Origin of the sequence: Pseudoalteromonas sp. NZS37 (assembly GCF_015864265.1) — a bacterium.
Lineage (GTDB): Bacteria > Pseudomonadota > Gammaproteobacteria > Enterobacterales > Alteromonadaceae > Pseudoalteromonas > Pseudoalteromonas arctica.
This window is the reverse complement of sequence record NZ_JADYXL010000002.1, coordinates 110,600-132,113: the sequence shown is the minus strand read 5'-3', so window position 1 is coordinate 132,113 and position 21,514 is coordinate 110,600. Positions and strand designations below refer to the sequence as shown.

The window sequence follows — 21,514 nt, the reverse complement described above, 5'->3', positions numbered from 1 at the left end:
CCCATCAGTAATCAAGATCTTAAACAGTTAGATACAGATTTAAACCGTGATGAATCTGTAATTATTAACACCCAACTAAAAATAGCAACATTTAACCTGTTTAACTATCTTGAGCCACCCAATGCATATTATGAGTTTGAGAAAATTTATACCGCGCAGCAGTGGGCTAAAAAGCAGCGTTGGATTGTTGATTACTTAACAGATCATGCCCCTGATGTGATTGGTTTTCAGGAAGTGTTTAGTATTGATTCGTTAAAAGAGCTAGTTGCTGAGCAAGGCTATAATTACTTTGCGGTGGTAGATACACCAGAGGTGATTGATGATTTTATTTATAAACGTCCCGTGGTAGCAATTGCCTCTAAATATCCCATAGTTGAGGTAGCAGCGGTTGAACACGATAGTGAGCTTGCAAGTACGCTTGGCCTTAATAGTGAGTTTACTTTTAGTCGTAAGGTATTGAGAGCGACCGTTACTTTACCGCACATAGGCAATACTGATTGTTATGTGGTGCATTTTAAATCTAAGCGCCCGATGATTAATGTTGATGAGCATAATAAAGAGCTTACGCCCGAGCAAAACATAATTGAGATTTTAAAAGCGAATGTAGCGGGTGGTTGGGGCTCAACTATTCAGCGTGGCAGTGAAGCTACATTGCTAATGATACAAATGATTACTCGCCGCGAAGCTACGCAACAACCCATGCTATTAATGGGGGACTTTAATAATGAACTAGCGGATGGCGTATTAAGCCATTTACTGACGAGTACGCTGCGCTTTGCACCTGCGTTTGACGCTAAAACCTACTTAGCAAAATATTGTTTAAATGATTCATGGGATTTGTTTGTTAAGTCGCAGCTAAGTATTGATGAGGTTTCTAGCGATGAAGCAATAACAAACGATGTACAAAGTGATTGTGATAGCAGTAACAGCGAGATTGTTGATTCAGCGGATAAAAGCCAAGTAAAAAATATAAACATAACAAAGCCAGCACCGTTAAGGCGGTCAACACATTATTATGGCGCGAGCAGCTCTGTGCTTGATTACATTTTATTGTCGTGTGAGTTTGACGCTAGTTACGATGACAGCTTTTTTGAAGTCAGTGGTTATAACACTTACGACAGGCACTTAATAAACCCCGAGTATGAGCGTGATGATTTAACTACCGACCACGGTGTTGTATTGGTTACCCTTAAACTAAGAAGCTAGGTTTTCTCATTTAATAACTTACAGCGTACGATTAAGCTAAAAAAGAATTAAGCTGCAATATGCATAATTATGCTAAAATCATAAACTACCCATATTGCAGCGAAACTTGACCTGCAGTCTTTATGTGTATATTTTATCGCCAGAATTTTTGCATTAAATTAATAACAAATCACTAAAATGGTAAATATGGAATTTTACACTTACTCGTATCACACGCGAAAGATGGACTTAACTTCGCAAGTACACACTTTCTTCGTAAATCGAATTTATAATTCTAAATTGTTAGTGAAAGCTTTGCTTTTTGCTTTGTTTATTAGTTTAAGTAGCGCTTACGCGCAAGAAACTACCTCATACAGTTTAATCAATGAATCTAATACAGGGCTGCTAAAAAGAGCCGAATTACTTATGGATACTGACGTTATAACAAGTATCGAACTAAGTAAGGCGTTGTTGTTACAAGCGCAAAGTGCTGATGACACGTTACTCAGCGCAAAATTACATAACTTATTAGGTAAAGCGAATAAAAAAAATAACAATATTAATGAATCGCTTCATCACTTTTCACAATCCTCGGCTTATTACAGTAAATTAAATGATCCACGCAACCAAATAAAGGCGTCTATTAATTATATAAAAATATTATCAGATGAAAAACGTTATGACGAACTTGCTAACCGCATTGAAACTTTATTACCAACAACGCTTGTGTATGGCGATGAGTTTTTTATAGCACAAGTACTCCTAACAAAGGGGGATTCGTTTTATGAACAAAAAAAATACAATGACGCGATCACGCAATATTCATCTGCTTTAAAATACCTTGTAAATAAAGACGAACAAATACAAAAACAGTTAGGTGAAACGTATAAAAAATTAGCTCAGTCGTATAAGCGCCTTGAAAATAGAGAGCAAACAGCTCATTTTTATACCAAAGCTTTAGAGATATATACTAATTTAGATGATTTAAAGTTGATGGCGCGTACATTAAATACACTAGCAGAAGCGCAGCGCTATTTAGACAACTTAGTTTTAGCCCTTGATTACTCCACTCGTGCATTAGAAATACATAAAGACATTGACGATCCTGTGGGCTTAGCTAAAGCATTATTAGGTGCTGGTATTATTTATCGCCATATCAACCTTTATGAAAAATCACTTAAGCATATAAATGAGGCATATTTATATTATAAAAAAGTAAATAACGTGCTTGGGATTGCTAAAACATCCAATCAAATGGGGCTGCTATACACACGATTAAAGCAGTTTGATCAGGCCGAGATTTTCTATCAAATAACCATTGATTTACCAAAAGGTGTGGTCGAGGAAAAAACGCTCGCGTCGGCCTTAAGAGAAATGGCTGTTATTAACTATGAGTCTGGCGACTTAGAATCAGCGATGAAATTTGCTCAGAAAGCTTACGTAACTTATAAAACCAAAAATCTTACATCCTACATTTCTATAACAGCGCGTATTATTGCTAATATTTATCGTGCCCAAGGGAATAAAAACAAGGCTATAGAGTATTACAAAGAGTCGTTGTCGTTCGCCAGAGAAACGGGCAGTAAGCTTTATGAGATAAAGTCGCTAACAGCGCTTGCGGCGATTTTAATTGGTATTGATACAAATGAGGCGATTTCTTTACTAAAAAGGTCACTCGCTTTATCAACCGAAATAGATGATAAGTTACATATGCTATACGCTTATCGTGAAATTCGAATAGCAGAAAAACAGCGTGGACGAATAAATGAATCACTACGTTACGCGGAAGAAGAAATAGCCCTGACCGGAATCATTCAATACGAAAGAGACGAAAGTAAGCTTGCTCTTGAAAAAGCACATTTGCATTCTCACAAAATGGAAATAGAGCTGGAAACGTTAAGAGAAAAAGAAAAACTCCATCAACTTGAGCTTGAAAAGAAAAACAATGAAATTGAAATATCAGGCCAAGCTAGGGTTATATCAGAGCTAGAGCTTGCAAAAAACAAATACGCGAGTATTGCGCTCGCATTTTTATTAGCCGCTTGTTTAGCTATTGTTTTATTGGTTTATCGAAGCTTTATTGCCTCTAAAAAACGTAATGAAGAGTTAGACTATTTGGCCGCGCGAGACCCTTTAACCAATTGTTATAACCGCCGCATTTTATTTGAGATTATGAATCGCGACTTTTTGGATTTACCTCAGATTGAAGAATATTGTATTTTAATGGTCGATATTGACCATTTTAAAAGTGTTAACGATACTTATGGGCACAGCATTGGAGACACCGTACTTTGTGGTGTTGCCAGTCTTTTACAAGCCAATATACGTACGAGCGATAGCGTTGCCCGTTTTGGTGGCGAAGAATTTTGTATTATTTTACCCAATACGACTCAAGAGCAAGCAATACGTATTGCTGAGGCTATTCGTATTAAAGTAGAAAAAGCGATATTTGATGATATTCCTGTTACGTGTAGTTTTGGGGTTACGTCTATTAAATTTAAAGCCAGAACACCTTCTGAGTTAATTGAACAGGCCGATTTAGCACTTTATGAGGCTAAGTCTTTGGGTCGTAATCAAGTTGTGTTGTGGGATTGTGCGTTTGAAGAGTTTAAGCTTTTTAGATCGGAGTAAACCTAGCAGTATACAGCTCAGTTTTGATGTTATTTTTAAAATCATAACAAGTAAACTTTATACAACGTCGTGAGTTACTTACACATGTAATCAGGCTTATTAAATTAACCCTTTAAATATCAGTGTATTAACTTAGGCTTTAAAATTGCATTCTAAACTAAGTTAAAAAACAAAATAAGGGATTTAGTAATGACTGAAGTTGCACTTTCGGCCTATTTGGCTTTTTACCTCTATTTAATTATGTTGCTTGTACAGTGGGCTGTGGCTACGTTTAGCAAAGCTAAAGAGCCAAATGCTGTGCCAGGTAAAATTGACGAGGATTTATCGCACGATAGCTTTATATTTAGAGCGCATCGTACGTTTCATAATACGCTTGAAAACAGCGCATTATTTATAGGTACGGTGTTATTTGCGTTTGTAATTAATTATCAAAGCCCGATTTTTGCAATGTGTATTTGGGTGTACTTAATTGCGCGTTTAATTCACATGGCGCTGTACTACGCTATAGCAACAGAGAAAAACCCAAGCCCACGTAGTTACTTCTTTTTAATTGGTGTGCTTGCTAATGTGGTTATGCTGATAATGATAGGGTTAAGACTAATCTTTTAATTTATAAAAAAGTTATAAACTCTATTTATAACTTTAAACAAAAAAGCGAAGAGCCTTTAAGGCATCTTCGCTTTTTTGTTTAGGTAGCAGCAGAATATAAACCACGTCTACAGTAAGGTAATATTAATGGCTAATCGACGCCTATAAATCCACCCGTTTGGTGAGTCCAAAGAGCGGCGTAAATCCCGCCTTTAGCGATTAGTTCTTCATGAGTGCCTTGCTCAACTACGCCGCCGTCATCAAGTACAATTAATCTATCCATTTGTGCAATGGTTGAGAGCCTATGCGCTATCGCGATTACTGTTTTGCCTGTCATTAAGTCATCAAGGCTTGCCTGAATTGCCGCTTCTACTTCAGAGTCGAGTGCGCTGGTGGCTTCGTCTAGTATAAGTATGGGTGCATTTTTAAGTAGCACACGTGCAATAGCAATACGTTGGCGCTGACCGCCCGAAAGAGTAACACCGCGTTCGCCCACTTGAGCATCAAAGCCTTTGTTGCCTTTGCTATCTACCAAGTCGTTTATAAACTCAAGTGCTTTAGCTTGTTTGGTGGCGTTGATCATCTCAGCTTGCGTTGCATCGGGGCGACCGTACAAAATATTGTCTTTTACTGAGCGATGAAGCAGGGAAGTGTCTTGCGTAACCATCGCTATGTAGCGGCGTAGGCTTTCTTGGCTAACGTCAGTGATGTTTTGCCCATCAATTTTTATTGTTCCTGAGTCGGTATCGTAAAAACGCAGTAATAAGTTAACAAGCGTTGATTTACCTGCACCAGAGCGGCCGACTAAACCAATTTTTTCGCCAGGTTTAATGTTTAAGTTTAAACCGTCCATTACTGGGCTGCGATTAGTCTCGTTTGCTGCTTTACCGTAATTAAAGTGTACGTTGTTAAACTCAATGGCACCTTGGCTTACGTTAAGCGTATCAGCATTTGGTTTATCGGCAACTTCAATAGGGTTAGACAGTGTTTTCATACCATCGGCTACGGTGCCAATATTTTCGAACAAGCTGCTTATTTCCCACATGATCCATTGCGCCATACCGTTTAATCTAAGCGCTAAACTAACAGCAACTGCAATGGCACCTGCGCTAATTGCACTAAGCGACCATAAATAAAGTGATACAGCGGTAACCGAAAATACTAATAAATAATTTAAGCTTTGAATAACAAAGTTTAAGCTGGTTACCAAGCGCATTTGTTTGTACACAGGCTGTAAAAATACATCCATGCTTTGTTTTGCGTATTGCTCTTCACGCTGGGTATACGAAAACAATTTAATAGTAGAAATATTTGTGTAGCTGTCAACAATTCGGCCGGTCATTTCTGAGCGCGCATCGGCTTGTGAGCTGGCAATTCTTTTAAGGCGCGGTACAAAATAAAGCTGTACGCAAATGTATAAAACTAACCAAACCAGTAAAGGGATCATTAAGCGCCAATCAGCTTCGGCAACTAAAAATACCATTGAGCCAAAATAAACCACTATATACATTAATACATCGAGTAGTTTGGTCACTGTTTCGCGAACGGCTAAAGAGGTTTGCAATACTTTGGTGGCTATTCTTCCTGCAAACTCATTTTGATAAAAACTCACACTTTGGCGCAGTAAATAACGATGCGCTAACCAGCGAATCGACATAGGGTAATTGCCCAGTAATGCTTGGTGCAAAATAGCAGAATGAAAAAATACGACTACGGGCAATACCAGTAATAGCACTACAGCCATTTTGATAAGCTCTGACTTTTGCTCTACAAATAGGGTTTCGGGTGTGTAGGCCGTTAACCAATCAACAAGCTGCCCCATATAGCTAAATAAAGAGACTTCTAAAATAGCGAGCATGGCGGCACTGATTGACATTAGCACCAACGACAATTCCATTCCTTTGGTGTAGTGACGGCAAAAAGCAAATAAAGTAGAAGGCGGCTGAGTGGGTTGGTCCTCAGGGAATGCTTTTGTCATTTTTTCAAATAATCGATACATTTTAAAAACTTAAATGGCAAATAATGGTGGCTATCATACCATTTAAGTATTTTTAAATGCAGGTTTGTAAGGTATTAATTGTGAATATGGTAGAGCGTTATTAATATAATTTAATACTTTTAAAAGTGCTTTATTTGTTTTTATAGCATTGGATTATTTAGGTTTGTACCTTTGCTCATATATAAATCGTCATATCTGAGACCACCATTACCATAAGGTTTTTTAATTGGGCCTGTATTACAGTTTGCTAAAAAATATATAAGAGGTTGTTCGCGCTTCATTCTAAATTGTGCATTTTTATACACCAGTGTTTGCTTGCTAAATTCACCGCCTTTTACGTAAACATCATATTGCTGACCTTGCTCTGAGGCTGCTGCGTTATTAACAACATACCATACGTCGTACCAGGTATTTGTTTGCAGTGGCTTGGCCGATTGTTTGGTAGTGTAGTTTTGAATGTTGCTATACCCGCTGTCGGTTTTAACCATTAATGCGCCATCGTTTACAAGCCCGTTTGATTCTGTTTTATCGGTTACGCGAAGTGTTGGTTCAAACGCATCGTACGCATGTTTATTAATTAGCTCTGGCGTAAGGTTGCTTAATCCAAAAGCATGGTTATTAGGAAAAGCAGCCACGTTTATACGCATATAAAATGTGTAGGTTTGACCAACTTCAACCGCTTGTGGAAGTTTTGTATAAGAAAGCGCTTTACGATTTCCTACAATGCTCTCAGCCGCAGGCTTTTTTAGTAAATAATGATTTGTTGATGAGTTTGCTTGTTCTGATTGTATAACTGTTATTTGTGGGTTTTTAACCTGTGGCTTAGTTTCATTTTGCGTATCGACACTTTGCCACTTGCTAAGTGAATTTTCAAAGTCATCAATAAGTAGCCAATCGCTTGACGTGTTTTTAGAAATGGTTGAACACGACGCTAACGCGCTTAACAAACATAAAAGTGACATGTGTTTACAATGCATAATTGGCTCTCAGTAAGTTTAGGTTTTTTGGTTAACCAATTATTGTTTTGGCTATAACTTTAAAGTAAAGGTTATGTAACCAATTTAATGTTTTTATGTCAATCATTAAAGCAATAGGTATGGTTTGATAGAGCTTGAAAATGTAATATAACCTTTGCATTCAATCAGCTCGGCAAGCTTTAGCTGAGTTTAAATTATTAGGACGTTTTATGTATACGGGTTCGTGTTTGTGTGGTGAGGTAAATGTTGAGGTGTCGGGTAGTATAACCAGCATTATCCATTGTCATTGTTCACTGTGCAGAAAAAACAGCGGGACTGCATTTGCAACCAATGGCTTTGTAAATACAGATGACTTTACAATAAGCAAAGGGCAGGCACTACTTAGCGAGTATAGTTTTAAAGTAGGGCGTACTCGTTACTTTTGTAAATGTTGTGGCTCGCCGGTTTATAGTAGCAATAATGATGACAAAAGCAGAATACGAATTCGTTTAGGAATATTTGATAGCGATATTACTGAGCAGGTTTTATCGCATAATTTTGTTACGTCTAAAGCTAACTGGGAGAAGTTAGAAACAAGCTTACCGTGCTATGAAAAACATGAACCTGGTCGGTAACGCGTTTTATTCAATGTGGTAAATGCTGTTAATACTTTTATAAAGGTCTGGCGCAAAGTTTATAAACACCGGTGAGTTTTGTATTTCATCAACGTTTATATGCATTAATGTTTGCTGGCTTAGTATGATCACTATATTTTTGTATTCGTTAAACTCTATTATCGCTAAGCACTGAAAATGTTGCCTTAAAAGTACTAAAAGCATTTGCAGCTCTTGGCCTGTTTGTGGGTTTAAATTAATGATTACTTGCGTATTTTGCTCACTGCAGCTATTTATATTTTGCCAAAAGCTATCGCTGGTTAAAAAAGGCTGGTGATATTCACCACTAAAAATATCGATAGTGATTACGTTAAAGTGATCAGTGCATTGGGTAATATATTGTTCGGCGCATTGTAAATAGGTGCTGTGCTTAATTGGTAACTTAAAGTGCTGGGCAGCAATTAAGGCAATGTTTGGGTTTATTTCTACCGTGTTAAATGTATTGATGGTGTTTATGTAAGGCGTACTACTTTGCAAGTGATACATAATTCGCTCAAACCCTGCAGTGCCTAAACCTAGATTTAATATATTTAGTGTATCTACCGGTTTAAGTAAAAATAACATCATACACTGGTTTACCGGTACTATTACTTGCTCAGGGTGTATAAGGTTCATAACGCCTTGAATTGTAATGTCTTCATTGGCTTTTTGTGCAAGCGTTAACCACCGGTATTCTTTATTTTGATACACGCATACGGGGCCGTATGCACTTTGCTGCGACTCAATAAGGTTACTTTTAACTGTATCTTCTTTTAGCTGACGCATAACTTAAACTATTAATATATAAACAATGACAGTGTGCCACGAAAAACACATTTTTTAATAGATTATTGTGTAACAAGGTTTGTAATTTAACCTCAAAATATAATATTGTATTAGCAATTAATTAGTTAGACGTTATTCAAGGATTGAAAATGAGAACATTTATTTGCGCTGTTCATTTTGTGTGTGCTCAGTGGATGAAAAAATTAGACTCAAGAAATAAAAATACGGCCATCAATGCTGCAGCATTGTTAGCCATGATATCTACTGTATATAGTTTTCTTTTAGCTATGACGTTTGACATTCACTACTTAGATAAAATAATCAGTACTTTTAAGCAAAACCCTTTACTTATTGGTGCTTTATTTTACGCAATCGTAATTGGAATTGTGTTTTTAATTTTGGGTGATTTTAACGGTTATAGAAGTAGAGTTAGATCTTGTATAAATAAAGGGAGCTTTAAAAAATATATTTTAGGAATAAAGCTGTGGATGTTTGGGTTAATTCCTATGACCGGTATTATGTTGATTGTACGACTCAATTAACTCTCTAAGTATTACTATAACTGCGCTTTAGCGTGCTCCTTTCTACATCTACCTCAAATGTATTGCCATAAAATCTTAGTTAAGTAATGGTTACACTATAATAATTAGGAGCTAATAGATGCTTAAAACACCTTTAAAAATCACAACAACGTTACTCAAATTTACTGCAATTGCAGGCGCTTGCTCACTTGCATTATCAGCACATGGTGAAACGCAATTACAATATACCGACCAACAAAAGTTACACGATATAGCAAGTGAAGTGTCGGCTACCCGTATCGGTAGTGACATTCAAACGCTGGTGGATTTTGGTACTCGCCATACGCTTTCAGAGACTAAATCGGATACGCGAGGTATTGGTGCGGCTAGGCGCTGGATAAAAAAAGAATTTGAAAAAATATCTGTGCAGTGTGGTGGTTGTCTGGAAATTATTGAAGTAAAGGACACTATATCGGGCGAAAAACGCATTCCTAATCCTGTTGAAGTGGTTAATATAGTGGCTATTCAACGTGGGTCGAGCGAGCCGAATCGCATGGTGATGATGTCGGGTGATATAGATTCACGTGTAAGTGATGTTATGGACTTTACGAGTGATTCACCGGGTGCTAACGATAATGCATCGGGCGTGGCAGGAGTAATAGAAGCAGCTCGTGTTTTAAGTAAATACAAATTTAATGGTTCGGTAGTTTACGCGGCGCTTTCGGGCGAAGAGCAAGGTTTGTTTGGCGGTAAAATATTAACGGCTTATGCACAAAAGCATAACTGGCAAGTTCATGGCGTTTTAAATAACGATATGATTGGCAATATTACCGGTATTAATGGGGTAACTAATAACACGACTGCACGTATATTTTCAGAAGGCACCCGTGTTGTAGAAACAAAAGAGCAAGCTAATACTCGGCGCTTTACAGGTGGTGAAGTCGATTCTGCGAGTCGTAATTTAGCTCGCTACATAGATACTATTGCTGACAGATACATTCCTAATTTAGATACAATGCTTGTATATCGATTAGATAGATTTGGTCGTGGTGGGCATCATCGCCCATTTAATGATGCAGGTTTTGCAGCAGTGCGTATTATGGAAACTAACGAGCACTACGATCGTCAGCATCAAGATTTACGCACTGAAAATGGTGTTGAGTATGGCGATACTATTGAAGGTGTTGATTTTGATTATACGGCTAAGTTAACTTCACTTAATGCGGTAACGATGGCGTCTATGGCGTGGGCACCCGCACCGCCAAAAGAAGTTAAAATAAAGGGCGCTGTTACAGCTGATACTTCATTTTCGTGGCAAGAAAGCAGTGATGAAAATATTGCTGGCTATAAAATTTATTGGCGCTACACGAGCGAGCCGCAATGGCAGTTTAGTAAATACGTTGGTAAGGTTTCACAGTACACACTTAAAAACGTAGTGATTGATAATTATTACTTTGGTGTAGCCTCTGTTAGTAAAGACGGTATTGAGTCTCCAGTAGTTTTTCCGGGTGATGTAGGTTCGTTTGATCACAATATAAAATAATAGTTTGGCTAAAAACACAGCAAACAGAGAGCTTTAAGGTGCAAACGACCTTTTTATACTTGCACCTTATTTACTAAGCCCTTAGAGTGTTAAAAAAGAAGTAAAAGGTTATTAAAAATGCAACAACAAGAAAAAAAGCCGTTAACAGCAAAAGAGCAAGTTATAACTGATGAGCAAAGAATGCAGTGGCAACGCGAATGTTTTCAAGCAGCGCAAAAACATTTAGCCGAAAAGGGCATTATGCCAAAATCAGTAGTTGATAAAGACAGCCGATTTTTAGCACCACTTTGTGCAATGTGGAAATTTAAAGCCCAAAACGGTAAAACATATTGGGTAGTAACAGGGCGCTTACCTACAGATCATGCTGAAGTAAGTGCAGCTACAGATGCTCGCGATGCAATGCGTTATTTTTCTTTGCAGTGGCAATTAAAAGCGGATCAAATTATGAGTACAGGCGCGCGTGATAAAACGCAGGTAGATTTTGCTAACTTACTTATAAATAGAGCACATGGCTTATACGAAATGTATGATAATGAACCACTGTGGGCTAATGAACCCAAGTAGTTTAGGTAAATTAAGTTTAGTTTAAAATAATAATGTGGAGGGCGGTAGTTTATTTATTGCCCTTTTCTTTATCTAATGAACAAGTGTGAAGGGGGTTGTTTTAAACGCTGAAACAGGGCATTGCATGCGTTGCCTAGGTATTCCCGCTTCCATAAAAACATTTCCTTGTTGAATAAAGCCATTTCGCTTAAAACGCTCTACCTCATTTAAAATACAATTAATGCTTACTTCTTCTATACCTTGGTTGGAAGCTAATTCAACAATAAAGTTGAGAAGCGATTTATATACTTTGCGATTACGGTGCTCAGGTAATACAGCTATTCTGCCGATTAAGCCATCTTTACATAATCTACCCGTTGCTATTGGGCAGTTTGCATCGTCTGTTACAAGTACATGTAATGCAATTTTATCTAGGCTATCAAATTCGATATGCTTGGGGATATGTAACTCGTAAACAAAAACTCGCTCTCGAATTTTTTGTAGCATATCTTTTTTTATATCCCACTCAACCTTATCAACCAGATAGCCCATTGCAAACTCCTATTGATAGCCAATTAAAATGAGTAAGCAATCACAGCAAAATTATTTAAGCCAATATCAGATGAAAATTAAAATTTTTAACTAACCTGTATACATAATATTTTACGCTGCAAAATGCTCACCATTATTAATAAAATTGGTATTATTACTCTTGGTCTATATTAAACCAAAGCCCCTCATTAACAAGTGTAGTAAAAGTTTGAGTAAAAACTAAACTTGGGTTTGTTAAATTTAATGCTGAACTTTCAAATTCAGTATTATCGGTAAGTAGTTTTACCGCCGCTAAGTCAGTTAATGGCATAGCGTAATTTTCACCGTTTACACTTAATAACACTTCGGTATCGAGTTGCTGATAAATAGCACGCGTGCCACCTAAACGCTCAAACACAGTTTCTTCATCACTTAAATCATCGCTTATTTGCTCAGGTGTAAATGGAGGTTCTACTGGTGCTAAATCCATTTCATGTTTGGGCTGACTAAGCGTTGAGCCTAACCATTGTTTAAATAAATCGTCATTTTCTAAAAGTGCCGCCATCAGTGTTTTAACTTTATCAACTTCAAGGTTTGTAAGTTCACCTTTTGATTTTCTTAGTGTGATGTTGTGATCGGTATAACGTTTTTGTCCGCTTTCGGTATCAATAATATGATCGGCAAAGCTCGACAATAAATCTTGTTGATTTGGCGCCCTAAAACCAACTGAATAATTTAGTGCGTTTTCTACAGCGTAACCTTCGTGAGGGCACCCTGGTGGAATATACAAAATATCGCCTGGTTCTAATATGCAATCAATTACGGCTTCAAAAGGTTCAACTTGCAGTAACTTTTTGTTTTGAGCAAACTGTTTAAGTGTTGGATCAGGGAGGCCTACACGCCAATGACGTTTACCTTCGCCTTGAATAATAAATACGTCGTATTGGTCTAAGTGTGGACCAACACCACCATTAGGCGTTGAATAGCTGATCATTAAATCATCTATACGCCAGTTGGGAATAAACCTAAATGGTTCTAGCAGTTGTGCAGCATCGCTATGCCAGTGATCAACTGCTTGCACGAGTAAAGTAGAGTGATCGTCGGTTAACTGCTCAAAGTCTTCAAATGGACCTTGGTGCGTTTGCCAGTCATTTTTATGATTGGTGATAATACGTGACTCTATGCTTTCTTCCATTGCTAGGCCGGCCAATTCATTAGCATCAAGCGGGTCTTGAAAATCAGCAAAACCTTGTTTGATTAAAAGCGGCTTTTTTTGCCAAAAATGGCTTAAAAACTCTTGCTCAGACAAATTATTTATTTTTAATTGATACATACATTATGCCTACTAGTTAGTGCAATGGGGTTAAAACAAAAAAAGCGAAAGGATGATCCTTTCGCTTTTTAAAAGAGCAATTTAGTTTTTAAACTAAATCATCAATAAACTCAACAGCACGACCAATGTAATTAGCAGGTGTTAGTTTTTTCATTTCTACTTTAGCGTGCTCTGGAAGGTCTAAACCATCGATGAAGTCAGCCATTATTTCTTTGTTTACACGTTTACCGCGTGTTAAATCTTTAAGTTTTTCGTATGGTTTTTCAATGCCATATTTACGCATAACCGTTTGAATCGGCTCGGCTAGTAATTCCCAGTTTTGATCAAGCTCGTCAGCTAAACGTTGCTCGTTTACTTCAAGCTTACTTACACCTTTAAGTGTTGATTGGTATGCAATAATTGCATAACCCATACCTACACCTAGGTTACGTAATACGGTTGAATCAGTAAGGTCACGCTGCCAGCGAGAAACTGGTAATTTTTGTGCAAGATGAGCAAAAATAGCATTTGCTAAGCCTAAGTTACCTTCTGAGTTTTCAAAATCAATTGGGTTAACTTTATGTGGCATTGTTGATGAGCCAATTTCGCCAGCAATTGTTTTTTGCTTAAAGTGATTAAGGGCAATGTAACCCCACATGTCACGGTCAAAATCTAACAATATAGTGTTAAAACGTGCAATTGCGTCAAACAACTCTGCAATATAGTCATGCGGTTCAATTTGTGTAGTAAATGGGTTTAGTGTTAAGCCTAAACTTGATACAAATTTATCTGCATGTGTGTGCCAGTCGTAATCTGGGTATGCGCTAAGGTGAGCGTTGTAGTTACCAACAGCACCATTAACTTTACCTAGCATCTCTACTTGTGCAATTTGCCCGCGTTGACGCTTTAAACGCATATATACGTTAGCAAACTCTTTACCCATAGTTGATGGTGTGGCTGGTTGTCCGTGCGTACGAGTCATCATTGGGATTGTTTTGTATTCAATTGCTTTAGCTTTAATTGCGCTTAAAAGTTCGTCGCAATAAGGAAGTAAAACATTTTTACGCGCTTCGCTTAGCATTAAACCATGAGATAGATTGTTAATATCTTCTGAAGTACAAGCAAAGTGAATAAATTCGTTTATTGCATGAAGCTCACTGTTATCGGCTACTTTTTCTTTTAGTAGGTATTCAACCGCTTTAACATCGTGATTTGTAGTGCGTTCTATATCTTTAACGCGTTGTGCATCAGCTTCACTGAAGTTATCTACAATGGCGTTTAGAAGTGCATTAGCTTCTTCGCTAAATGCAGGTACTTCTTTAATATCGCTTGCTGCAGCTAACGCTTGCAACCAACGCACTTCAACAATTACGCGGTATTTGATTAAGCCAAATTCGCTGAAAATACTGCGTAGTTCAGTGGTTTTGCTGCCGTAGCGACCATCCACTGGAGAGATAGCCGTTAACGCTGAAAGCTCCATAATAACTCCTAAATTTTAGTTTGAACGATAGTTAAATTTTTGTTTTAGCAATAGCGAGTATTTTTCTTTTTGCAAAGAAAAAGTGACGGCGTTTACCGCCCATTTGTCGCCATAATACTGCACTTCTAATGCCGGCTAATAATAACGCACGGATTTTATTTTGAGTGAGCTGCTGTTTTAATAACTCGGGTTTGCCATAAACCTGTATTCGGTGCCCAAGGGGGCTCAGCACCGACGAGTATATATCTGCTAAACCGGCAACAACGCTCTCATCGGTAATAGCAAAGTGGTCTAAACGACGATGAATATCATCAATTCGTTTACCTAATTCGTTTAAGCTTTTGCCGTTTGCACTTAGTGCTCGCTCAAGCTGCATTAAACCACCTACGTACTTTACAATTTCAACATCTTTTTGAGCGCCTGCGGTTAGCTGCGCCATTAATGTTTTGTAACCATCACGTAAGTTGTCAGTACCTTGGTAAACATCTTCTGGCGATGCCGGAGATGTTTGAATAATACTTGAAAGTAAGATTTCTAAATCATGTTCGTTATTGTTGCCGTACTGGGCAATTTTTTGAACTTGTTTAGCAGCCTGGCACATGGCGGCAAGCGCCATGACTTGGTGTTCATTCATTACTTAATCACCGAATCAATAATACCGCCACCTAAACAGATATCTTCTGCGTAAAATACGGCAGATTGACCAGGCGTCACTGCTTTTTGTGGCTCGTCGAACAATACGCGGGCCATGCCGTCTTCACCTACAAGTAGGGTACAGCTTAAGTCTTCTTGGCGGTAACGCGTTTTTACTGTGCAGCGAGTTGTGCCTTTAGGGCCAATACGGTCTACCCAGTGAAGTTGGTTTGCGTTAAGACCGTTGCTGTATAGGCGAGGGTGATCTTTACCTTGGCCCACAATAAGTACATTTCGCTCAAGGTCTTTATCTACTACGTACCAAGGCTCACCAGAACCTTCTTTCATACCACCAATTAACAAGCCTTTGCGTTGTCCAAGTGTGTGGTACATTAAGCCTTCGTGCTCACCTACGTTGTTACCGTCTGTGTCTTCGATAACGCCAGGTTGTGCTGGTAAGAACTTTTGTAAAAAGTCTTTAAATTTACGCTCACCAATAAAGCATATACCTGTACTGTCTTTTTTATCGTGAGTGATTAGGTCTTGTTCTTCTGCTATGCGGCGTACTTCTGGTTTTTCGATATCGCCTACAGGGAATAACGTTTGGCCAATATGTTCATGGCTTAGAGTATATAAGAAGTAGCTTTGATCTTTATTGTTATCAAGTCCGCGACACATTACGTATTTGTCATCGCGAAGCTCACGGCGAACATAGTGACCCGTTGCAATAAAGTCAGCACCGAGTGCTTGAGCAGCAAATTCTAAAAAGGCTTTAAATTTAATTTCTTTGTTACACATTATATCTGGGTTAGGTGTACGACCTGCTTTGTACTCAGCTAAAAAGTACTCAAATACGTTGTCCCAGTATTCTGCTGCAAAGTTAACAGTGTGAAGCTCAATGCCTAACTTATCACACACTGCTTGTGCATCTTTTAAGTCATCAGCAGCAGCACAGTATTCATCATTGTCGTCTTCTTCCCAGTTCTTCATAAACAGGCCTTCTACTTGGTAGCCCTGTTGTTGTAATAAATATGCAGATACAGAAGAATCAACACCGCCGGACATGCCAACAATGACTTTAATGTGACTATTTTCGCTCATGAATAATTTCGCTTATACAGATTGCTGTTAACTTGGAAAGGCCGCGATTATAGCATGTATTTTGTTTGTGCTTAAAGAGACTAAGGGCGCAAAGAGGGGAATTAGTCAGTATTTTATTTATATAACAAATAGCAAACTAGACTTAAGCGCGTTATCAGGCTGTAACTTTAGTAATATTAAAGTGATCTTTACTAATAAATTAAGACTATAGAATAATTCATGTAGTTATTGAGTTTTATTAATAGTATTTTCTTTTAAAACTACTAGAGTAAATATACACTTAATAAAATAAAAATAGTGGTGAGTATATGAATGTAAACCACTTTAAGTCGCTTGATATATAGTCAATGGAATGAATATATGAATTACGCCTATCAAATAAACAAGATAAATTCTTTAGTTGAACACTACACAAACGAATCTGATTTTGTGGATAGTGAATTACTCTCCAGTAAAACGACAGAGTTTAAAAAGTCAGCCTATCACCTTTTTTATGAGTTAATAAAACTCAAAAACCCTCACATTTTCCAAGAACCAAATCATGTACATGAGTTATTTAGCTTAATTAAGGGCTCAACCGCTAAAAAGAACATTGAGCTAAAGGTGCTTGAGCGTGTAGAGCATTGGTGGCTTGAATGGTATTTTGCTTTAGAAATGGACGAAAAGCTTAGTATTGAAAAAAGTGATATGCCAATGAGTTACTTACCTCAAAGTACGCTCAACCCTATGCGCAAGCATGAGATAAGTCATTACGCTAGGTTATTTACCGTTTTGCCAATGCCGGTATGTAATGTGTGTGCTAAAACGGGTGATATTTTAAAAGTTAATCAACGCTTTGTAGATGTTTTTGGTTATACGGTAGAGGATGTACCTAATCTTAAATCGTGGTGGGAAAAAGCGTATCCAGATCCGCAATATAGAGCACTTGTAAAAGATCTGTGGCAAGACTCACTTGAAAAGGCGCTAAATAATAATAACGATATACCCGCAAATAACTATCGAGTTTCTTGTCGTGATGGTTCACAAGTGATGATGGAAATTTCAGGAATTGATATAGGTGAAGAGTTTTTAGCTGTTTTTAATGATGCTACAGAGCGTTTAGAAGCAGAGGATATACTTAGGGATATGGCCTTTTTGGATGCATTAACCAAAATTGCAAATAGGCGTCGGTTTGATGAAAAACTAACGCATGAGTACGAACGAGCAAAAGAATGCGAAGGCATGCTATCGATGATTATTATCGATATTGACCATTTTAAACAATTTAATGACCGGTATGGGCATGTAGCGGGCGATACGTGTTTATATGATGTGGCTCAAACAATTGCTTCAACGGTTAGTCGCCCAGAAGATTTTGTTGCTCGCTATGGGGGAGAGGAATTTGTTGTTTTATTACCTCAAACCGATAGGCAAGGGGCGTTGTTTATAGCTGAGCAAATACAAAAAGCTGTAGAAAATTTAGCTATTGCACACCAGGATAGCTTTACCGGATTTTTATCTATAAGTATGGGTATTAATACCATCAGTGACTATACAAATAGTGATGAAATTAGCTTTGTTAAAGCCGCTGATAACGCCCTGTATTATGCTAAAAAACAAGGGCGTAACTGCATAGCGCTAAGCTCCGAGTAAATAAAATAGAGTTAATTATTTTATTTAAGCTACTCCCCAATATAGCTAATTATAAATAGTTTCTAGGCTTAATACTGGTCGATTCAGGCTGTCGTTAATACACTTCAATACTAAAGGGCTTCTAAGCGGTAGTGATTTTATTTGCTCTAATGTGTACCAGTTAGCGCTGATAATGTCGGTATCTATTGGTGTTGGCGCTTTTATATTATCAGGCGCTTCAAATAAAAAGCAGAATCGTAAATAGTGCACTCCATTTTCGGCATGCAAATTATACACACCTAAAAAGCCGACTGGCTCAAGCGCTAAGCCTGTTTCTTCAAGTAGTTCTCTGCTTGCAGCTTGTGCAAGAGTTTCGTTTTGCTCTAAATGACCCGCAGGTTGATTGTAACAAACCTGCTGTGTAAATTTATCGCGCTCTTTTACAAGTAAAAACTCATTTTGCTTTTTTACTATTGCCGCAACTGTTACATGCGGTTTATGCATCAACTACGCCCTTAATTACTTTGTATTCACCACAATTAATATCATCCAAGGTATAGTTGCCAATGCTATAACGAATGAGGCGAAGTGTAGGGTGTCCAATATGCGCGGTCATTCGGCGAACTTGTCTGTTTTTACCCTCGTTAATGGTAATACTTAACCAAGTAGTCGGGATTGCTTTTCGCTCTCGTACAGGCGGATTACGCGTCCAAATTGTAGGTTCATCAATTATTTTAACGTTAGCGGGGAGTGTAAGCCCGTCTTTAAGTTCTACGCCATTACATAAATCATTAATTGATTCACTTGTTGGTTCACCTTCAACTTGTGCCCAGTATGTTTTATTCGTTTTTTTATCAGGTGCAGTTAAGCTGTTTTGCAATTTCCCACAGTTTGTTAAAAGTAATAAACCTTCACTGTCTCTGTCTAATCTTCCTGCTGCGTAAACCTCTTTAATAGGGATGAACTCAGCGAGAGTTTTTCTGTCTGCGTCATCCGTAAATTGGCATAGCACATCAAATGGTTTATTGAATAACACAATTTTTCTGTCTTTAGATGCTATTTGCGGCTTTATCTCTCTTTTACCTGAAGGCGTTTTGTTAAGTGCACTGCGTGAATAAGTACGCCCTGTACTTCTTTTTGGCTTGGATTCAGTTACTTGATTATTGCCTGATTTAGATCTCATTATATGCACCTAGCTGGTTTTGGTAATCCGGCGATTTTTGTTGCTTGCTTAGCAGGACCTTTAGGGAATAATTTATATAAATAAAGGCTGTTTCCTTTATCTTCACCGAGTGCTTTAGCCATTGCTTTTACAAGCATCCGAATTGCTGGGCTGGTGTTATATTCAATATAAAAATCACGAACAAAGTTAATGACTTCCCAGTGTTGAACGCTAAGGGTAATGTTTTCTTGGATAGCAATTACAGGTGCAAGCTCCTTTGACCACAAAGTATGGTCAAGCAAGTAGCCTTGTTTGTCGGTTTCAATCTGTTGGTTGTTAAATTCAAGCATGAGTTACCACGTAATTGATTGATTAGTTGATAAAGTGAGTGCTACAAAGTCTTCATAGCTAATGGCTTTATCGTTATCTGTTAATTTTATTGCACGTACTTGCGCGTCTTGTTCAAGTATTAACAGTGTATCTGCAAATTGCCTAAATTGTTTTTTTGCAAAGCAGGCATCACCAACAAGTAGCACGTTATCGTCTGATAAAATTAAGTTCTCTAGCTGATTAGCCGAATAATAGTTAAGCGGCTTAGAAAAAATATGTAATGTACTCATAAATTCACCACATGTTGCTGCGCTTTGATTAATGTTTGTTGTTGGCTAAAGTTGAGTGCTTTTGCCTCTATGAGTAAATCATGTTTATTTAAACCATAATCAAGCAATGACTTTTCACACACGTAGATGTTTTCAACATCATAGATTTCGAGTGTTTTAATGTTTTTAAAAAAATCTTTTAAGCCAATATTGTTTGGTTGTTGATGTTTTTTTAAAGCCAAAACGGCGGGGCCGCTAAACAACCAACTCACATTTTGGTCAACGGCAGCAAATATCAATGTCATATCAAGTGCATCACGAATATTTAAATCGTCAAATGGACTGCACTGACTCATTACTAATACGTTTATCATTTAAATTGCACCCATTTATCAGCGTCGCTTGCAAGCATTGCAAATTCAGCTAGCCCTGCGACTGCAAATACACCTGTGTTTTTAATATCTAACCCGCGTTTTTCAGCGGCGGTAACACACAGCATTAAATTTAGTTTTTGATCGGCGAGTTCCTGCCAAAGTGCTGAAATTTGAAGTTCGTCTGAGGATAAATCAAAGTGGGTAGATGCATGATAAATACCTTGCTGGTATAAAAAAACAGCATCAATGGTGTGCCCTTGGGCTAAACATGCATTCGCAAACTTAACTAACCTTTGCGTTGTATCGTGATCGGATGGTGGTGTATGTAATGAAAGAACGAAACGTGACAAAACAATTCCAATAAAAAAGCCCCAATTAAGGGGCTATTTTAACAGAACTATTTAATTAGTCATCACTTGCGCCAAGTAGAGCAAGTAAAGACGTAAATAAGTTATATACGCTTAGGTATAAAGACACTGTTGCGCGAATGTAGTTGGTTTCGCCACCATTAATGATTCGGCTTGTATCGAATAAAATCAAACCAGACATGATCAATACAACTGCCGCATTAAGCACCATAAACATAAGTGAACTGCCAACAAAAATATTAACAATGCTAGCTACAATCACAACGATTAAGCCAACCGTTAAAAAGCCACCCATGAATGAGAAGTCTTTTTTAGTGTTCAGTGCATAAGCAGATAAACCAAAAAAGATAAGCGCCGTAGAACCTAACGCTTGCATAATAAGCATTGGGCCATTAGGCATTGCAGCATAATGGTTAAGCAATGGACCTAAGCCTGCCCCCATTAAACCTGTGAAAGCAAACACCCAAAATACACCAGATGCTGTATCTGCTTTTTTATTTACAACAAATAATAAACCGAACGAAACAAGTGTAAACACAATTCCCATAAAGTAAGGTAATTGTAGTGCCATTGAAATACCGGCTGTAACAGCACTGAAAGCAAGTGTCATAGCTAGTAAAAAGTAGGTGTTTTTAAGTACCTTGTTTGTTTCAATGGTAGACATTACCGGTTTCGCGGTATTGTACGATTGATTAAACGCCATTGTAGAGCTCCTTTAAGTGAAACGTGTGTGTTTCGATAATTTAACTAAAATTAGATTACCAACTCTTATATGTTTGGGCAAACCTTTGTAGATCAATAGAGTTAAATATTTAAATAAAAGAGTATTGATGGCTAAATTAAAAACACTTTGTTCTAACTTTAGACAAATTAATTGTTTTTTAAGCACTTAAACAATTAATTCAAAAAAAAGCTTCACAAAAGGGATGGGTTTCCCT

General features: G+C 37.7%; 23 protein-coding genes. 8 read left to right on the top strand and 15 right to left on the bottom strand.

Features of this window, described 5'->3' with window-relative positions; genetic code table 11:
• Positions 1 to 96: 96 nt before the first annotated feature.
• The 3 genes from I6F47_RS04035 to I6F47_RS04025 all read left to right on the top strand — a co-directional run bounded on the left by I6F47_RS04035 (position 97) and on the right by I6F47_RS04025 (position 4,425).
• Positions 97 to 1,206 carry an endonuclease/exonuclease/phosphatase family protein gene (locus I6F47_RS04035; protein ID WP_197183512.1) on the top strand — a complete coding sequence of 370 codons (1,110 nt, stop codon included), beginning with the start codon at positions 97 to 99 and terminating at the stop codon, positions 1,204 to 1,206.
• A 405-nt stretch (positions 1,207 to 1,611) separates the two neighbouring features.
• On the top strand, positions 1,612 to 3,816 hold the full coding sequence (locus I6F47_RS04030) for a tetratricopeptide repeat-containing diguanylate cyclase (RefSeq protein WP_231609160.1): 2,205 nt from the start codon (positions 1,612 to 1,614) through the stop codon (positions 3,814 to 3,816).
• A gap of 189 nt (positions 3,817 to 4,005) precedes the next feature.
• Positions 4,006 to 4,425: an MAPEG family protein gene (locus I6F47_RS04025; protein ID WP_024589162.1), complete on the top strand. Its 420-nt coding sequence runs from the start codon at positions 4,006 to 4,008 to the stop codon at positions 4,423 to 4,425.
• Between the two features lie 130 nt (positions 4,426 to 4,555).
• Here the strand turns inward: I6F47_RS04025 and I6F47_RS04020 are convergent, their stop codons facing one another.
• On the bottom strand, positions 4,556 to 6,403 hold the full coding sequence (locus I6F47_RS04020; protein WP_197183367.1) for an ABC transporter ATP-binding protein: 1,848 nt from the start codon (positions 6,401 to 6,403) through the stop codon (positions 4,556 to 4,558).
• A gap of 140 nt (positions 6,404 to 6,543) precedes the next feature.
• The gene (locus tag I6F47_RS04015) at positions 6,544 to 7,380 is read right to left on the bottom strand and encodes a hypothetical protein (RefSeq protein WP_197183366.1); all 837 of its coding nucleotides are present in this window, start codon (positions 7,378 to 7,380) and stop codon (positions 6,544 to 6,546) included.
• A 209-nt stretch (positions 7,381 to 7,589) separates the two neighbouring features.
• Between I6F47_RS04015 and I6F47_RS04010 the strand changes: the two genes are divergently transcribed.
• A complete protein-coding gene (locus I6F47_RS04010) occupies positions 7,590 to 7,994 on the top strand; it encodes a GFA family protein (RefSeq protein ID WP_197183365.1) in 405 nt (134 codons plus the stop codon).
• 6 nt (positions 7,995 to 8,000) lie between these two features.
• On the opposite strand, the gene I6F47_RS04005 is transcribed toward I6F47_RS04010, so the two are convergent.
• Positions 8,001 to 8,798: a hypothetical protein gene (locus I6F47_RS04005; RefSeq protein ID WP_197183364.1), complete on the bottom strand. Its 798-nt coding sequence runs from the start codon at positions 8,796 to 8,798 to the stop codon at positions 8,001 to 8,003.
• Between the two features lie 149 nt (positions 8,799 to 8,947).
• Here I6F47_RS04005 and I6F47_RS04000 point away from each other — a divergent pair, with 149 nt between their 5' ends.
• The 3 genes from I6F47_RS04000 to I6F47_RS03990 all read left to right on the top strand — a co-directional run bounded on the left by I6F47_RS04000 (position 8,948) and on the right by I6F47_RS03990 (position 11,426).
• Positions 8,948 to 9,340, top strand: a complete 393-nt coding sequence (locus I6F47_RS04000) for a hypothetical protein (RefSeq protein WP_024589167.1) — start codon at positions 8,948 to 8,950, stop codon at positions 9,338 to 9,340.
• A 118-nt stretch (positions 9,341 to 9,458) separates the two neighbouring features.
• The gene (locus I6F47_RS03995) at positions 9,459 to 10,862 is read left to right on the top strand and encodes a M28 family peptidase (RefSeq protein ID WP_197183363.1); all 1,404 of its coding nucleotides are present in this window, start codon (positions 9,459 to 9,461) and stop codon (positions 10,860 to 10,862) included.
• 117 nt (positions 10,863 to 10,979) lie between these two features.
• On the top strand, positions 10,980 to 11,426 hold the full coding sequence (locus tag I6F47_RS03990) for a DUF4826 family protein (RefSeq protein ID WP_007580192.1): 447 nt from the start codon (positions 10,980 to 10,982) through the stop codon (positions 11,424 to 11,426).
• Between the two features lie 72 nt (positions 11,427 to 11,498).
• Here I6F47_RS03990 and I6F47_RS03985 read toward each other — a convergent pair whose 3' ends face one another.
• From I6F47_RS03985 to mnmA, 5 genes are all read right to left on the bottom strand, one after another.
• Positions 11,499 to 11,957: a GNAT family N-acetyltransferase gene (locus I6F47_RS03985; RefSeq protein ID WP_197183362.1), complete on the bottom strand. Its 459-nt coding sequence runs from the start codon at positions 11,955 to 11,957 to the stop codon at positions 11,499 to 11,501.
• A 154-nt stretch (positions 11,958 to 12,111) separates the two neighbouring features.
• Complete coding sequence (locus tag I6F47_RS03980) at positions 12,112 to 13,269, bottom strand: ribosomal protein uL16 3-hydroxylase (RefSeq protein ID WP_197117647.1); 1,158 nt, start codon at positions 13,267 to 13,269, stop codon at positions 12,112 to 12,114.
• Positions 13,270 to 13,357: 88 nt separating this feature from the next.
• On the bottom strand, positions 13,358 to 14,728 hold the full coding sequence (purB, locus tag I6F47_RS03975; RefSeq protein ID WP_024589170.1) for an adenylosuccinate lyase: 1,371 nt from the start codon (positions 14,726 to 14,728) through the stop codon (positions 13,358 to 13,360).
• Between the two features lie 31 nt (positions 14,729 to 14,759).
• Positions 14,760 to 15,362 carry a high frequency lysogenization protein HflD gene (hflD, locus tag I6F47_RS03970; protein WP_101216242.1) on the bottom strand — a complete coding sequence of 201 codons (603 nt, stop codon included), beginning with the start codon at positions 15,360 to 15,362 and terminating at the stop codon, positions 14,760 to 14,762.
• Positions 15,362 to 16,462, bottom strand: coding sequence for a tRNA 2-thiouridine(34) synthase MnmA (mnmA, locus tag I6F47_RS03965; RefSeq protein WP_007580201.1), 1,101 nt, complete (start codon positions 16,460 to 16,462; stop codon positions 15,362 to 15,364). Before mnmA ends, hflD begins: the two co-directional genes overlap by 1 nt.
• Positions 16,463 to 16,822: 360 nt before the next feature.
• On the opposite strand from mnmA, the gene I6F47_RS03960 reads away from it, so the two are divergent.
• Positions 16,823 to 18,094, top strand: coding sequence for a sensor domain-containing diguanylate cyclase (locus I6F47_RS03960; RefSeq protein ID WP_101216243.1), 1,272 nt, complete (start codon positions 16,823 to 16,825; stop codon positions 18,092 to 18,094).
• Between the two features lie 45 nt (positions 18,095 to 18,139).
• Here I6F47_RS03960 and I6F47_RS03955 read toward each other — a convergent pair whose 3' ends face one another.
• The 7 genes from I6F47_RS03955 to I6F47_RS03925 are packed head-to-tail and all read right to left on the bottom strand — an operon-like array spanning position 18,140 to position 21,279.
• Complete coding sequence (locus I6F47_RS03955; protein WP_024592558.1) at positions 18,140 to 18,577, bottom strand: NUDIX hydrolase; 438 nt, start codon at positions 18,575 to 18,577, stop codon at positions 18,140 to 18,142.
• Complete coding sequence (locus tag I6F47_RS03950) at positions 18,570 to 19,256, bottom strand: pseudouridine synthase (RefSeq protein WP_101163788.1); 687 nt, start codon at positions 19,254 to 19,256, stop codon at positions 18,570 to 18,572. Before I6F47_RS03950 ends, I6F47_RS03955 begins: the two co-directional genes overlap by 8 nt.
• The gene (locus tag I6F47_RS03945; RefSeq protein ID WP_007580207.1) at positions 19,256 to 19,585 is read right to left on the bottom strand and encodes a TusE/DsrC/DsvC family sulfur relay protein; all 330 of its coding nucleotides are present in this window, start codon (positions 19,583 to 19,585) and stop codon (positions 19,256 to 19,258) included. Before I6F47_RS03945 ends, I6F47_RS03950 begins: the two co-directional genes overlap by 1 nt.
• A 3-nt stretch (positions 19,586 to 19,588) precedes the next feature.
• Positions 19,589 to 19,855: a DsrH/TusB family sulfur metabolism protein gene (locus I6F47_RS03940; protein WP_007580209.1), complete on the bottom strand. Its 267-nt coding sequence runs from the start codon at positions 19,853 to 19,855 to the stop codon at positions 19,589 to 19,591.
• Positions 19,852 to 20,208 carry a sulfurtransferase complex subunit TusC gene (tusC, locus tag I6F47_RS03935; RefSeq protein ID WP_007580210.1) on the bottom strand — a complete coding sequence of 119 codons (357 nt, stop codon included), beginning with the start codon at positions 20,206 to 20,208 and terminating at the stop codon, positions 19,852 to 19,854. Before tusC ends, I6F47_RS03940 begins: the two co-directional genes overlap by 4 nt.
• Positions 20,205 to 20,558, bottom strand: coding sequence for a sulfurtransferase complex subunit TusD (gene tusD / locus I6F47_RS03930; protein ID WP_101216245.1), 354 nt, complete (start codon positions 20,556 to 20,558; stop codon positions 20,205 to 20,207). Before tusD ends, tusC begins: the two co-directional genes overlap by 4 nt.
• A 55-nt stretch (positions 20,559 to 20,613) precedes the next feature.
• On the bottom strand, positions 20,614 to 21,279 hold the full coding sequence (locus tag I6F47_RS03925; protein WP_007580214.1) for a Bax inhibitor-1/YccA family protein: 666 nt from the start codon (positions 21,277 to 21,279) through the stop codon (positions 20,614 to 20,616).
• Positions 21,280 to 21,514: the final 235 nt, after the last annotated feature.